The 13,173-nt window shown below is 59.0% G+C and carries 14 protein-coding genes; 8 read left to right on the top strand and 6 right to left on the bottom strand.

Annotated features, from left to right (window positions below; translation table 11 throughout):
* The first annotated feature begins 104 nt into the window (after positions 1-104).
* Entirely contained in the window at positions 105-917 is an 813-nt protein-coding gene (gene trpC / locus EHN06_RS18110) for an indole-3-glycerol phosphate synthase TrpC (protein ID WP_127333897.1), read from the top strand.
* A gap of 157 nt (positions 918-1,074) precedes the next feature.
* Here trpC and EHN06_RS18115 read toward each other — a convergent pair whose 3' ends face one another.
* The 4 genes from EHN06_RS18115 to EHN06_RS18130 form a co-directional block, all read right to left on the bottom strand.
* Positions 1,075-1,689: a DUF4202 domain-containing protein gene (locus EHN06_RS18115; protein ID WP_127333898.1), complete on the bottom strand. Its 615-nt coding sequence runs from the start codon at positions 1,687-1,689 to the stop codon at positions 1,075-1,077.
* Between the two features lie 50 nt (positions 1,690-1,739).
* Positions 1,740-2,357 (bottom strand): glutathione S-transferase family protein, encoded by a 618-nt coding sequence (locus tag EHN06_RS18120; protein WP_127333899.1) that lies wholly within the window; start codon positions 2,355-2,357, stop codon positions 1,740-1,742.
* A gap of 71 nt (positions 2,358-2,428) precedes the next feature.
* A complete protein-coding gene (locus tag EHN06_RS18125; protein WP_127333900.1) occupies positions 2,429-3,163 on the bottom strand; it encodes an alpha/beta fold hydrolase in 735 nt (244 codons plus the stop codon).
* A 43-nt stretch (positions 3,164-3,206) separates the two neighbouring features.
* Positions 3,207-4,265 (bottom strand): M14 family zinc carboxypeptidase, encoded by a 1,059-nt coding sequence (locus EHN06_RS18130; protein ID WP_228257345.1) that lies wholly within the window; start codon positions 4,263-4,265, stop codon positions 3,207-3,209.
* Positions 4,266-4,410: 145 nt separating this feature from the next.
* Between EHN06_RS18130 and EHN06_RS18135 the strand changes: the two genes are divergently transcribed.
* Positions 4,411-5,244: a substrate-binding periplasmic protein gene (locus EHN06_RS18135; RefSeq protein WP_127333901.1), complete on the top strand. Its 834-nt coding sequence runs from the start codon at positions 4,411-4,413 to the stop codon at positions 5,242-5,244.
* Here the strand turns inward: EHN06_RS18135 and EHN06_RS18140 are convergent.
* Positions 5,223-6,197, bottom strand: a complete 975-nt coding sequence (locus EHN06_RS18140; RefSeq protein WP_228257346.1) for an META domain-containing protein — start codon at positions 6,195-6,197, stop codon at positions 5,223-5,225. The genes EHN06_RS18135 and EHN06_RS18140 overlap by 22 nt on opposite strands.
* A gap of 173 nt (positions 6,198-6,370) precedes the next feature.
* Here EHN06_RS18140 and EHN06_RS18145 point away from each other — a divergent pair, with 173 nt between their 5' ends.
* Positions 6,371-7,108 carry a glutathione S-transferase family protein gene (locus EHN06_RS18145; protein ID WP_127333902.1) on the top strand — a complete coding sequence of 246 codons (738 nt, stop codon included), beginning with the start codon at positions 6,371-6,373 and terminating at the stop codon, positions 7,106-7,108.
* Here the strand turns inward: EHN06_RS18145 and EHN06_RS18150 are convergent.
* Complete coding sequence (locus EHN06_RS18150) at positions 7,098-8,096, bottom strand: helix-turn-helix domain-containing protein (RefSeq protein WP_127333903.1); 999 nt, start codon at positions 8,094-8,096, stop codon at positions 7,098-7,100. The genes EHN06_RS18145 and EHN06_RS18150 overlap by 11 nt on opposite strands.
* A 130-nt stretch (positions 8,097-8,226) precedes the next feature.
* Here EHN06_RS18150 and EHN06_RS18155 point away from each other — a divergent pair, with 130 nt between their 5' ends.
* The 5 genes from EHN06_RS18155 (at position 8,227) to EHN06_RS18175 (ending at position 13,169) form a co-directional block, all read left to right on the top strand.
* On the top strand, positions 8,227-9,168 hold the full coding sequence (locus EHN06_RS18155) for a sterol desaturase family protein (protein ID WP_127333904.1): 942 nt from the start codon (positions 8,227-8,229) through the stop codon (positions 9,166-9,168).
* Between the two features lie 167 nt (positions 9,169-9,335).
* Positions 9,336-10,256 (top strand): PEP-CTERM sorting domain-containing protein, encoded by a 921-nt coding sequence (locus EHN06_RS21560; protein ID WP_228257347.1) that lies wholly within the window; start codon positions 9,336-9,338, stop codon positions 10,254-10,256.
* 128 nt (positions 10,257-10,384) lie between these two features.
* Positions 10,385-11,098, top strand: coding sequence for a molybdate ABC transporter permease subunit (gene modB, locus EHN06_RS18165; protein ID WP_206075682.1), 714 nt, complete (start codon positions 10,385-10,387; stop codon positions 11,096-11,098).
* Positions 11,095-12,177 carry a molybdenum ABC transporter ATP-binding protein gene (modC, locus tag EHN06_RS18170; RefSeq protein WP_127333905.1) on the top strand — a complete coding sequence of 361 codons (1,083 nt, stop codon included), beginning with the start codon at positions 11,095-11,097 and terminating at the stop codon, positions 12,175-12,177. Before modB ends, modC begins: the two co-directional genes overlap by 4 nt.
* Before the next feature lie 107 nt (positions 12,178-12,284).
* Positions 12,285-13,169, top strand: coding sequence for an alpha/beta fold hydrolase (locus EHN06_RS18175; RefSeq protein WP_127333906.1), 885 nt, complete (start codon positions 12,285-12,287; stop codon positions 13,167-13,169).
* Positions 13,170-13,173 lie beyond the last annotated feature (4 nt).

Below are 13,173 nucleotides of genomic sequence, written 5' to 3' on the forward strand. Positions count from 1 at the left end.
CCCGTGAATACGTCCCTGTAGGGCTTGGCTGCAGCCATCCATGGCTGCAGACAGTTTCGGAAGGGATACCCCACCGGCTCTCGCAAACTTTTTACGGGCCTGATATGACTGACCGACACTTAGACAAGACACCCACCATTCTTCGGAAGATCGTTGACCGGAAGTGGGAGGAAATTGACGAGCGGAAGCCGCGGGTTTCTGTTTCTGACCTGAAAGCCATGGCCGGTGATCAACCGCCAGCGCGAGGCTTCGCCAACGCGTTGCGCACCCGCATTGAACAGGCCACGCCCGCGGTTATCGCCGAAATCAAGAAGGCATCTCCCAGCAAAGGCATTCTCCGCGATCCGTTTGAACCGGCATTGATTGCCGAGAGCTACGAAGAGGGCGGCGCTGCCTGTTTGTCTGTACTGACAGACCGGGATTTCTTCCAGGGCCACGAGGACTATCTTAAGGCCGCGCGCGCTGCCTGCAGCCTGCCGGTGATCCGCAAGGACTTCATGGTGGCGCCCTACCAGGTGTACGAAAGCCGGGCCATCGGTGCCGACTGCATCCTGCTGATCGCCGCCTGCCTCACCAAAGACCAGATGCAGGAACTGGAAGGCATCGCCCACGAAATCGGTCTGGACGTGCTGGTGGAAGTGCACGATGGCGAGGAAATGGACGATGCGCTGACCCTGAAAACACCGCTGGTGGGCATCAACAACCGCAACCTGCACACCTTCGAGGTGTCCCTGGACACCACCTTCGACCTGCATGAGCGGATTTCAGCAGATCGCCTGACCATCACCGAAAGCGGCATCATGACCCGTGCTGATGTTGAGGCCATGACCGATCGGGGCATCTATGGCTTTTTGGTAGGTGAATCGTTCATGCGGGCAGACGAGCCCGGGCAGAAATTACGAGAGCTGTTTTTCTAAGAGGACCAACTGAGAAGCCGAAACGGGGCGGTGGGTAGGGTTGACCAAAAGCGTGCGGAGCCATGGATGGCGGAGCCCGAGCGTACAGGGAGGTATTCACAGCGTATTTTGGTCAACCCTACCCACCGCCCCGTGCACTAATTTTTACATTAAGAGGTCACCCGCCAGGTTCCGCCAAAGCCTCCTGCAACAATGCCAGCAAATGCGCGGGCATGCCCTCGGCCAGCTTCAGCGCCGCCTCATGCCCCCGTGGCGACATCTTGCCCCAGGTCCGACGGACAATACGCAACCACTTTTCCCGATCGTACTCCGCCTTTTCTTCATAGAAGTCAGCGAAATAACGCTCCAGAAACACCATGCAGGCGACATCCTCCAGCAGCTGTGTATCCGCATCCTTGCGTAATTCCCGCTTGGTAAGAATCGTCTCAACCCGGTCACACTCCTCCTGTGGATAACCACAACCCGCCATGATCTCCGCCGCTCGACGACCGTGCATGCGACCGCAGGCCTGACGCCATTCGTAATAGCCTTTTCGCCCTTCCGGATATTCTTTACGAGGCATGGTCCAGCGCTCGATGTGCTGGGCCCGGCAGGCGATCTGCAGCCGCTCGCTCGGTTCCGGCTCAAGCTCGAACAGCCATCGGGTCATATGCAGGCTGTAGGCGTACTCCCGCGGGAGCAGGTCTTCACCCACCTGTTCCCGGTTGGGATCTTCACGGTTAGCGTCGTCGATGGCGCGCAAGGCGCAGTCCAGGTGTTCGGATTGGCTCATTGTCTGGATACCATGTATTAGCGGATGCCCCTGATTCGGGTGTTATTTGATCAAACCTGCGCAGAAGGGCGGTCCTTCATACGGTCAAACCACGCCTGCAAATGGGTCTGTTCCGGCTTGATGCGAATTTTTACCACCCGGGCAAAGGCAATGGCGGCAAAGGCATTAATATCAGCAGCGGTCAAACGATCACAGCAGATGTATTCCTTGCCCTCCAGATGCTTGTCCAGGAAGTGCATGAATTTTTCCACGCTGATTCCGCACTCTTCGCCCCATTCCTTGATTGGATTCATGCGGTCCTTGAAATAACCACTGGTATGCTGGAAACACATGCCTGCGGGCATGAACAGGTACAGTTCAATCCAGCGCAGCCACTGTTCGATGATGGTCTTCTCCAGAGGAGTATCACCCAAAAGTGTCGGTGTCTCCGGATAGCTCTCTTCGAAGTAACGGCAAATGGCCATGGTTTCCGCCACGCAGGTGCCGTCGTCAAGCTTCATCACCGGTACTTTTTTCATCGGGTTCATGGCGACGTACTCGGGGGTCAGGTTTTCCCCTTTCTGGATATCGATCTCCACGAATTCGACCTTGTCCAGCAGCCCTTTTTCGGCCAAAAACATACGGACACGACGAGGATTGGGTGCGGTTTTCGTCTCGAAGATTTTCATTATTCTGGCTCCGTCAGTGGAATTGAACGCGTCACAACCATGCAAGAGACTGACGTGAAAAAACGGTTGCGTCAAGCAACCAGCCAGTGCCGCATTTGCTCGATAATCCATCGGGGATCATCCAGCGGCAAATCGTGCCCCGCTTCCGGATGCAGCTTCAGGGTCCACTGCCAACGCTGCTCCAGCACCCAACTGCACTTCCAGTGCACAATACGATCCCTCTTGCAGGCCAACAAGAGCGCATCCGGCAGTGGGCGACGGTTCAGCGGCTGGTAGGAGGCCGCCGCCTTCAACTGCTGCCAGGCATTGTGCAGTGACACCGGACGCTGGCGCTGAATACTGTACCAGTGTTTCATGGTCTTCAGGTCCGGCTCTCTGTTAGAAGTCAGCCGGAGGATATCGGCCTCGCGGTCAAACAGTTCCCGCCGGGACAGTAATCGCACAATTTTCGGCCAGGCCGTAGGCCGCATCCGGTGCCACAGCGGACTGAAACCCGAGCTGGTGTTGATCAATACCAGGTTCTGGATTTCCCCTTCCGAGGCGTGTTGGGCCCAGTCCAGTGCTACCATGCCACCCATGGATAACGCCAGGATACTGTATGGCCCGGGAATATGGCGGATCTGTTGCTGCACCTTCTCGCGGATGGCGGTGATGGTCGCCGGGCAGTGCTCCCGGTAGTGAACGCCGGTCCCCGGCAAATCCACCGGGTGAAAACGATGGCTGGGAAACGCCTGCTGAAGCTGATCAGGAAAGTCCTCCCAGTGAGCCTGTTCTCGTGTAAGCCCGCGTAGAAGTATCCAGTGCATGTTTACTCGCAGTCCCTGTACCAGTGCATGATTGCTGCTTCCCTCAGCATGGACTCGTCGGCACCTTCCGGCAACCAGTTCCCGTGGCTGGCGGTGGCGCTGAGCAGAAAATCCATAAACGCCAGATGACTGCGCAACACCCGCTGATGGCGATGGGGACCAGGGGATTGAACAGTCCGTCCAGTCGCAGGAGCTGACGGGGCCGTTTGCGAATCCATCGCCATGATCCCATTTCCAGAGTCAGCGGCAAAAAGGTCCCGGCATTGGTGCGGTTCACATTCTTATAGAAGTAGTCCCACAGATCCCCATGGGTCAGGTAGTGGCGGGACTGGGGCTCAAACTTGTAGTTGTGGTCCGGATAGGCCTGCTCCCAGATCAGCTTCAGGGCCAGTACCGACGCGATTTTGCGCATGGGGCGACGACGATAGGCATAGGGGAACCAGATCTGATCCTGCCAGCCAAAACCCGAATGACAGTCCAATGCGACGCTGAAGGGGCGACCGGGCAGCAGTTCACTGATCACCGATTCCAGAGCCCGGTTTTCCAGTTCCATGCCCTGCTCGGGATCGCCAATATACCAGGGCAGGCGCGGTGACAGTCGTTGCCCGCCGAGCAGAAAGGCACTCCGATCCTGGGCGGTGATCGGGGCATTGCGCATCAGGTCGACGCCATTGGGATTGCTACGCTGGTTCAGGTACATGCCCCCCGGGTTCAGTATCGGCAGCAGGGTGATATGGACCCGCTCCAGCAGACCCCTGAGATGGTCGTCCCAGGCCAGTCGGGCCAACAGATTGCGTAGCCAGGCCATCACCACCTGACTGCCAATCCGCTCCAGGCCATGAACGCCACCCACCAGGACAATGACCGGAGCGTCAGCGGACGCACTGCCCAGGTCCACCCGGTAAATCGGCAGCTTCATTGATCCCACCCGGGGCCGTTCAATCACCTGAGCCACCACCTGCTCCGGCGCCTCCGCCAGTGTACGTTCAAGGGAAACCAGTTCCGGCAGGAAGGTCCTCAGCAGGCGACGCTGGCGAGCATCCCGGGTGGCCTGTTCCAGGGGGATAGCAGCATGAGGGGTCAGATCTTTCAGCTCGGTCATGTGGGACTCCGTTCTTTGGCGACCCTCCAACATGACAGTGTAATGCTGCAATTATTTGACAGCCCCACGCCCCTCATTACAAAAAAACCGGAACGGGCTATGATAGACGCAGAGCCGCCGTTCGCGGTGTTTACGGTCCGCAATCATGCCCAAAGCTGTCCTTGTTTTGACGCTGGCAATGCTGTTAAGCGCCTGTTCCCCATCAGAAGCCCCCAAGGCAACCGATGCACTGAATCAGGAGACCGAAGGCACGACCACTGTCACTGTCGCCTCACCCCGCCCGGTCATCACCATAGGCGCTGACCCGTGGTGCCCCCACAACTGCAAGGCGGGAGAGCAACAGGAAGGCTATATGATCGATATTACCCGGGAGGTGTTCGAAGCGTCCGGGTATGAAGTGCAATATCTGAATGTGAGCTGGGCCAGGGCACTGCAGATGACCCGCGAAGGACAGCTGGATGCTGTCGTCGGTGCCTTCACAACCGATGCCCCGGACTTTGTCTTCCCCGACGAGCCACAGGGACACTCGCACATCGCGATGTATACAGCCGCAGACAGCCAGTGGGAGTATCGCGGGCTGGCGTCGCTGGCTGACCAGACCCTGCTGGCCATCAATGGCTACTCCTATTCCCCCGCCCTTGATGACTATATCCGGAGCCACGCCGATGAACCCGCCAGGGTGTGGGTGATTTCCGGCCCGTCCCCCCTGAACCGGGCCATCTACCTGCTGGAGCAGAAGCGTGCCGATGTGTACCCGGAGGACGTTTACGTCATGACCTGGGCGCTGAAAGATCACATCCGCCCCCTGCCTCCCCGCAATGCCGGCCTGCTCCAGAAAACCGACACCTATATTGCCTTCTCACCGGAAAATGAGCGTTCCGGCCAGCTCGCCACCCTGCTGTCCGAAGGGACGGCCAGGCTCCGGGCAAGCGGACGAATCCGGGAGATCATGGCAACCTACGGCTTACCGGAGGACTGAAAAGCCCGCAGGGAGCCACCCTCCGCTGTGCTCAATATCAGTTCACCGTGCGGACCAATCCGAAAACGTTGCACCTCGGACAGCACTTCCAGGAAGCGATCTTCCTGTTGCATCAATGCCGGAGCACAAGCCATCAGCGTACCGGCCATTTGGCCGAACTCGAGCCCTTCACCAGTCAGGTTCCACGCCCCCGTATACCGGTTGCAGGAGGATCGGCCAACAACACGGTTGTCCGCCAGGAACTGGATAGTGACCCGTGAACTGTCAATAATTCCGCCTCCGTTGATGTCTTCCACCACCCACTCAGTGCCACGCAGCAGACGTTGCGGATCGCCCCCGCAGCCGGCCAGGGCATTACCATTGACCGTCAGCCGGACCTGATGCGGATACGGCATCCCGGACATCGAATCCATGCACAGCTGTGGCGCAACATCCAGGGTGACGGTCAGCCCCTCACGCTCGGCGCGGATGGTCTGGCCATTATCGGTGCTCTCCACCACCCTGGAAAACAGAGTCTCCGTTGCCTCCCCCACACGGCTCAGCGTCAGTTCTTTGCCCACCAGCGTAACGTGCCAGAACGGTTCGTTCCCTCGGGCAACGAAGGGTGAGGACAGCGCTCCGGCCGCCAGACACTCGGGATATTCGTGTCCGTTCAGTGTCAGGCTTGCCGAATTGCCTTTGCTCCAGAAAACCGTATCCGCGCCGTCGCCACCGGTGAAACGTGCCCCCGAAGCACTCCTGGACGGCTCCAGGGTGTAGCGGGTGCCCTCATGGGTCAGCACCAGCAGCCCTGAATCTTCCCGGTAATCCAGGTCAATGGTGGCCTGGCCGCAGTACAGACGGTCTGCCGGCATCCCGATGTCTTCCGGAGAGTCACTGGTAGACGCACAACCGGTCGCCATTAGCGATGCGACACCCAACAGGCTGATCAATCCGATGTTTTGCAATGTCATAGTTCCTTCCCTGATATCGCTTCTCAAGAACCATGAATTCTAAAGTGAAATCCCCCACAGCCTTCATTACGCTGAGGACATGTTTACAGTCAGTGCGATTTAATCCCGCAAGGACTTCTTATCCCGGGGGAACCCCATTATCCTTGGATCACCTTCAGCAGGAGACATTAGCAATGGCCATCAGGCTCTACCAGTTCGCCATTTCCCATTATTGCGAAAAAGTACGCTGGGCACTCGATTTCAAGGAATTGCAGTACCAGACTCACAGCCTGTTACCGGGCCAACACATTCATACCATTCGCAAACTCACCGGGACGCATTCATCGGTGCCGGTTCTGGATCATGACGGCCACATTGTTCAGGGCTCTTCCGCCATTCTGGATTACCTGGATGAAGCCTTTCCCGAGCGGCCGTTAACGCCGGCCGATCCCGAGGCAAGAGCAGCGGCACTGGCATGGGAGAAACGCCTGGATGACGACGCCGGACCGGCCGTGCGGTGCTATTCCTATCATTATTTCCTGCAGCGCCCGAAGGTCGTGGTGCCGTTACTCGCGGCCCAAACACCGTTCTACAACCGCATCCTGCTGAAGCTGACCTTCAGCCGGGTCGACGAGATCATGCGCAAGTGGATGAAGATCAACGAGAAAACCGCCGCGACGTCGCGTCAGACCATGGAAACACTGTTAACCGAACTGGCCGACACCTACCGCCAGCAAGACTTTCTGGCAGGCGATGCTTTCTCCCGGGCCGATCTGACGGCGGCAAGCATGTTCGCCCCCATGTTCCAGCCGGAGCAGTACCCCGTGCCCTGGCCCCCGGAAAAACGCATCCCGAGGGACATTCGGGACTGGCTGAATCAATGGCAACCGCAGCTACAGATCCTGGAAAAGGTCTACCAGGCTAACCGCTGAGCCGCCTGCGGTCGCGCCCGGGAGACACACCCGTCCAGCGGCGATAGGCGCGGGTAAAGGCACTCTGCTCCGAGAATCCCAGCAGCAGGGCGATGTCGGTCAGGGTCAGAGAGGTATCCCCGAGGTACTGTCGCGCCAACTGTTCACGGCTGCGATCCAGCCATTGCTGCCAGCTGAGCTGATGACCGGCCAGCCGGCGCTGAAGTGTGCGGGGAGACATGTACATGGCTTTGGCGGCACGTTCCAGCGTTGGCTCACCATCGGCCAGCAGCTTCAAGAGCACCTGCTGCAGTTGTCGCTCGGTTTCCGAGCTGCCCGGCAAAGCCCGCAGCAACGCCTGGGCCTGCCGGTCCAAAAGCTCCTTCAGCGTCGGGTCCCGACGTGGCATGGGAATATTCAGGTATGCCAGCGGAAACCGCACTCGCACGTGGCTGTCGTTCCAGGTAACGGGGCATCCGAAGAATGCCTCATAGGCGCGAGCGGCATCCGGCCCGACGGATTCCATGAAAGAGACCGAGGAAGGGGGTGGCGGGTTGTCGAGCTGTCGCCGCAGGAACGTCACCAGGGCCGCGATGGCTGCCCCGTCCGCCTGCTGCCCCAGCTCATTGTCCGACGGCGGCCAGCGCATTTCCGCCTGATCACCATCGATACCGATTTCCGCCAGTGTGGTGCCGTAGAACAGGGTTTCGTATCGCTGATACGCCTGCATGGCCTCGCCCAGCGTATCCGATGCCAGCACCAGATACCCCAGTACCCCAACGTGTCCCGGTCGCACACAGCTTCCCACGTCCAGTTCCGGCGCGGCGCTGTCCGGGCACAGTGCCAGCCCTCTCGCCAGCAGGTCACGCCAGACCGCCACCGGGACATTATCCTGCGCGGACCAGCGGGCCAGCTCCGGTCGCAGGGGGCCGGCATCAAGGTGCTGCTGGTCCAGCCAGTCCGTCAGCAGACCGGTCCAGGCACCGGTTACCCTTACCACTCTCGCCATGGCGAACGACTCCTGACCATTGCTTCAACATTGGCATGGATTATCAATTCAGTGGCGTATATCGTCAATTATAAAACCGAGGAGCAGGCAAAAATAGACAGCACACAATAACGGATAACCGGATCTGCTTATGGCTATTACCGACATGATGCTGACCGTTCTGGAGAACAGCGGCCTGCTACCACTCTGGAACGCCATAGCGCCCTGGCTGGCCCTGGACGAACGGCAACTGATTTTCATGATTGCAACGCCGGTGTTTATCGCCATCACCGTCTGGGAATACCTGAGGCTTCGCCATGACCCGACACTGATGGACACCCGGGAAGCCATCCGCAACTTCGCCCTGGGCGCCGGTTACCAGGCGACCGAATTGCTGTTTGCCGGTATCATTGCCTTTCCGGTCTACGCATTCCTTTACCACTATCGGCTGCTGGAGCTGGAGCTGACCTGGGTCACCGGGTTCCTGACCTTTCTGGGGGTCGACTTCTGTTTTTACTGGATGCACCGGGCCAGCCATCGCATACGCTGGTTCTGGGCCGCCCACGTGGTCCATCACTCCTCGGAGCGCATGAACTTTTCCACCGCGATGCGCCAGAACGCCACCAATATTTTCAATGGTGGGTGGATGTTCTACCTGCCATTGGCGTTTATCGGCTTTAACCCGGTCTGGATCGGGGTCGCCTATGCCCTGTCACTGGTGTACCAGTTCTTTATCCATACCACACTGGTCAGGCAGTTACCGTCCTGGGTGGAACTTGTGTTTAACACACCCAGCCACCACCGTGTACACCATGGCCGCAACCCGGACTATATCGACCGCAACTACGGTGGCACCCTGATTATCTGGGACCGGCTGTTTGGTACCTTTACACCGGAGGATGCCCGGAATCCCCCGGAATACGGCATTACCCGCCCCGTGTACTCCAACAACCTGATCGTATTATGGACCCACGAGTACAGGGACATGTTCCGGGACATGACTCGCCCGGGCGCGTTGAGCTCCCGACTTCAGCACCTCTGGCGACCGCCGGAGTGGGAACGGACAGACCATCAGCGCGACTCTGCAAAATAAACGACAACCAATAACCGAGTGTCAGACCATTTTACATGCTGATCGGCAAGGGTAGAGCAAAAAAACAATAACTCTCTGTTTTTAAAGTGGTCTGCACGCATCGGCTTGGTACTTGCCTTTATGGACGGCGCATGAAACGCACTTACTATGACACGGAGAAGTTACACATGCGCTTGAGTACCTTATCCCGCTTTCTTCCCCACACCCTCGCTGCTGCAGGGCTCATGGTCACGGGTTCGTCCGTCGCGGCCCCTATCGTAATGGAAGGTGATTATGTCCGTACGGCGGTCAGTGACAATGGCACCCTCGGTGCTGGGGGCAGCGCTGATCCGGGCATCATTCACGACACCAGCGGTACCCGCAACTGGGGTCCGGAGGACTACCTGACGCCCGGCACTCCCTGGGAGTGGTTTGGTGTCAAGTCCGCCCAGACCGGCACTGTTGGAAACAACAACGCCAGTTCGGCCGGGAGTATCACTACCCTGACGGGCCCAACGGATCTCTCCGGTGGCATTGCCGACAATCAGGTGGCCTGGGAGGGTCAGTACAGCGACCTGTTCACCATCAGCCACAGCTATTCGTTCAATGACGACCATGAGCGCATTGATGTACTGACCACGATCACCGCACTCCAGGATCTGAGCGATCTGACCTTCCTTCGCGCCATCGACCCCGACCCGGACGTTAACACCCACGGTTCCTACGACACCACCAACACCCGGGGCACCACCGGTGTTGCAGAAGAGGACTTCGTGAACTCCCAGGGCGGCATGACCGGGCTGACCCTCGGCCTTTACACACAATCCGATATCACCCACAACACCGGGATCTCTGCCCCCTGGTCCACCAACCCGGACGACTACCTGGCGGGGGTCAACGATGGCGATGGCGATTACGTCATCGGCCTGGGTTTCGACATCGGCTCGCTGTTTTCCGGGGAACTGGTGAACCTGAGTTATTCCTACGTTATGGGTGAGACCCTGGATACCGTGGACCTGCCCAACGAGGTTCCGGAACCCGGCACTCTGGCCCTGATGGGACTGGGTCTGACCGGCATCGGCCTATCCCGTCGCAGAAAGCAACGGTAAACGCTCCCACCGGTCCGTCGATACGCGGACCGGTGCACTCCCACACCTCACATTATGCTGCCGACCTTCGAAAAAGCCCGGGAAATCATTGGCAAAGACCGCTAGGATAACCGTCAGATCCTGACACAATGACCGGCACAACCGGTGAATCCGACGGAGCAACTATGGGCCCTGAATGGCAAGCGGTTTGGCTCACCCTCAAACTGGCCGGCATCACCACACTGCTACTGCTGATCATCGGCACCCCGATCGCCTGGTGGCTCGCCCGCAGCCGGCACTGGCTGCGTCAGCCGGTGTTTGCGATTGTCGCTCTGCCCCTGGTACTTCCCCCCACCGTACTGGGCTTCTATCTGTTAATGATGCTGAGCCCCGACGGTTTTATCGGCCAACTGACCGAACGGTTGGGGATCGGCACGCTCCCGTTCACCTTCGAAGGTCTGGTATTGGCGTCCGTCATCTACTCGCTGCCGTTTACCGTTCAGCCCTTGCAGAATGCCTTTGTCAGCCTTAATGAACGATTGCTGGAAACTGCCGCAACCCTACGGGCTTCACCATGGGATCGCTTCTTTACCATCGCCGTTCCCCTGGCGCGACCAGGCTTTCTGACCGCGGCGGTACTGACCTTCGCCCATACCATCGGTGAGTTTGGCGTGGTGCTGATGATTGGCGGCAATATTCCCGGAGAAACCCGGGTGCTGTCCGTGGCCATATACGATCACGTCGAAGCCCTGGAGTATGGTCAGGCGCACTGGTTGGCCGGAGGCATGCTGCTGTTCGCCTTCCTGATGCTGATCGGACTTTACACCATCAACGGCCGGCTGGCAGGCGGGGTCGTTAAATGAACCAGGGCACGGGCATTCTCACCCGCTTCCGGTGTGACTTCGAAAGCTTTCAACTGGACGTGGACCTGCAACTCCCCGGACGGGGCGTCACCGCTCTGTTTGGCCATTCCGGCTGTGGCAAGACCACGCTGCTTCGGTGCATTGCCGGACTGCAGCCGGCCGCTGGTTACCTGTCGGTGAACGGTGAATGCTGGCAGGATGACCACCACCATCTGGCCGTTCACCAGCGCCCCCTGGCCTACGTCTTCCAGGAAACCAGCCTGTTTCCCCACCTGTCGGTCCGGCGCAACCTCACCTATGGCTACCAGCGCATTGCAGCCGACCGGCGACAGATCAGTTTCGATCGGGCAGTGCACTGGCTGGGACTTTCACACCTGCTGAACCGTATGCCGGAGAAACTGTCCGGCGGCGAACGTCAACGGGTAGCCATTGCCCGGGCACTGCTGACCAGTCCCCGTCTGCTGTTGATGGACGAACCCCTGTCCGCACTGGACCGGCAAAGCAAGCAGGACATCCTGCCCTATCTGGAGAACCTGCACCACACCCTCGACATCCCGGTGCTCTATGTCACCCATTCAGCGCCCGAGGTTGCCAGACTGGCGGATCACGTGGTGATGATGGATAACGGCCGTGTGGTGGCCGAAGGACCGCTGCAGGAGACCCTGGCTCGCATCGATCAACCTTTCGCCCTGGAAGAGGACGCCGGCGTCATTGTCAACGCGGTCATTAGTGAACGTGACACCCGCTGGCACCTGTGTCGCGCCGACTTCAAGGGCGGCAGTCTCTGGGTCCGGGACGAGCCGCAGCTGGAGTCCGGTCGGTCCGTAAGGCTTCAGATTCTCGCCCGGGACGTCAGCATCGCGCTGGCTCCCAACCACAAACAGAGCATCCAGAACCTGCTACCCGCCCGAGTGGAACAGGTCGCCACCGACCAGAGCCCGGGGACGACCCTGGTCAGACTGCAGTCCGGTGACACCCCTTTCCTGGCCCGGCTGACCAGCCGGGCTGCCCATCAGCTGCAGTTGGCGCCGGGCATGAACGTCTGGCTTCAGATCAAAACCGTCGCCATTGTCGATTAACCAGTCATGGGGACGACTTGCCCAAAAGTCTGGCCCGCTTGGCACGGGCCAGTCTGCTCTCTGATCGGTAATCTGTGAAGGTATGACAGCGCCAACAGGAGCAAGCAATGACAACACAGCATCAGTGGGTGAACAATAACGGCGTCAACCTGTACGTCACCACCGACGGTAATCCCGATTCTCCTCCGCTGGTGCTGGTGCACGGTTATCCGGACAACCATACCGTGTGGGACAAGGTAACCGAGCAGTTGAAAGAGCGTTATTTTGTCGTCCGCTACGATGTTCGCGGCGCAGGTCGCTCCGACAAGCCAGCCAAAACCCGTGCCTATCGGATGACGCATCTCGCCGCGGATCTGGCAGCCGTTGTAGATACCGTTATTCCCGACCGGCCGTTCCACCTTGCCGCCCACGACTGGGGCTCCATACAGAGCTGGGAATCGGTGACCACCGGTCCACTCACGTCAAGAATCCGGTCGTACACCACCATTTCCGGGCCGTGCCTGGACCATGTCGGTTTCTGGTTACGTAACAACGTTACCCGTGTCAGTGAAGGCGGCACCCGCAAGGTCCTCAAACAGCTCGCCAGTTCCTGGTACGTGGCCATGTTTCAGTTGCCACTGTTGCCGGAAACTGTCTGGCGCGCCGGACTCGACAAGGTGTGGCCAAATTATCTGAAGAACCGGGAGCAGGTGTCCGATGCGGAATACAACCGTTTTCAGCGTAATGACGGTCGCTACGGCGTAAAACTTTACCGGGCCAACTTCATGCCCAAACTGTTACGGCCGGAGCCCCGACCGGCACAATGTCCGGTGCAACTGATTGTGCCGGGCCAGGACAATTACGTGAAAGAGCAGCTATTCGAAGGCCTGGAGAAATGGGCAGGAAAACTGAGTCGACAGGACATTGATGCCCCCCACTGGGTCCTGCTGACCCAGCCCGACGTCATTGCCGGCTGGATTGATGGATTTGCCGGGAGGGCAGCCCACGCCTAGGAAA

It is taken from the genome of Marinobacter sp. NP-4(2019) (assembly GCF_003994855.1).
Lineage (GTDB): Bacteria > Pseudomonadota > Gammaproteobacteria > Pseudomonadales > Oleiphilaceae > Marinobacter.

Excerpts from the sequence above, each read along its gene's own strand:
- EHN06_RS18140 (WP_228257346.1), bottom strand. The coding sequence starts at position 6,197 with ATGACATTGCAAAACATCGGATTGATCAGCCTGTTGGGTGTCGCATCG.
- EHN06_RS18150 (WP_127333903.1), bottom strand. The coding sequence starts at position 8,096 with ATGGCGAGAGTGGTAAGGGTAACCGGTGCCTGGACCGGTCTGCTGACG.
- EHN06_RS18155 (WP_127333904.1), top strand. The coding sequence starts at position 8,227 with ATGGCTATTACCGACATGATGCTGACCGTTCTGGAGAACAGCGGCCTG.
- EHN06_RS18125 (WP_127333900.1), bottom strand. The coding sequence starts at position 3,163 with ATGCACTGGATACTTCTACGCGGGCTTACACGAGAACAGGCTCACTGG.
- EHN06_RS18175 (WP_127333906.1), top strand. The coding sequence starts at position 12,285 with ATGACAACACAGCATCAGTGGGTGAACAATAACGGCGTCAACCTGTAC.
- EHN06_RS18115 (WP_127333898.1), bottom strand. The coding sequence starts at position 1,689 with ATGAGCCAATCCGAACACCTGGACTGCGCCTTGCGCGCCATCGACGAC.
- modC (WP_127333905.1), top strand. The coding sequence starts at position 11,095 with ATGAACCAGGGCACGGGCATTCTCACCCGCTTCCGGTGTGACTTCGAA.
- EHN06_RS21560 (WP_228257347.1), top strand. The coding sequence starts at position 9,336 with ATGCGCTTGAGTACCTTATCCCGCTTTCTTCCCCACACCCTCGCTGCT.
- trpC (WP_127333897.1), top strand. The coding sequence starts at position 105 with ATGACTGACCGACACTTAGACAAGACACCCACCATTCTTCGGAAGATC.
- EHN06_RS18135 (WP_127333901.1), top strand. The coding sequence starts at position 4,411 with ATGCCCAAAGCTGTCCTTGTTTTGACGCTGGCAATGCTGTTAAGCGCC.
- EHN06_RS18145 (WP_127333902.1), top strand. The coding sequence starts at position 6,371 with ATGGCCATCAGGCTCTACCAGTTCGCCATTTCCCATTATTGCGAAAAA.
- modB (WP_206075682.1), top strand. The coding sequence starts at position 10,385 with ATGACCGGCACAACCGGTGAATCCGACGGAGCAACTATGGGCCCTGAA.
- EHN06_RS18120 (WP_127333899.1), bottom strand. The coding sequence starts at position 2,357 with ATGAAAATCTTCGAGACGAAAACCGCACCCAATCCTCGTCGTGTCCGT.
- EHN06_RS18130 (WP_228257345.1), bottom strand. The coding sequence starts at position 4,265 with ATGACCGAGCTGAAAGATCTGACCCCTCATGCTGCTATCCCCCTGGAA.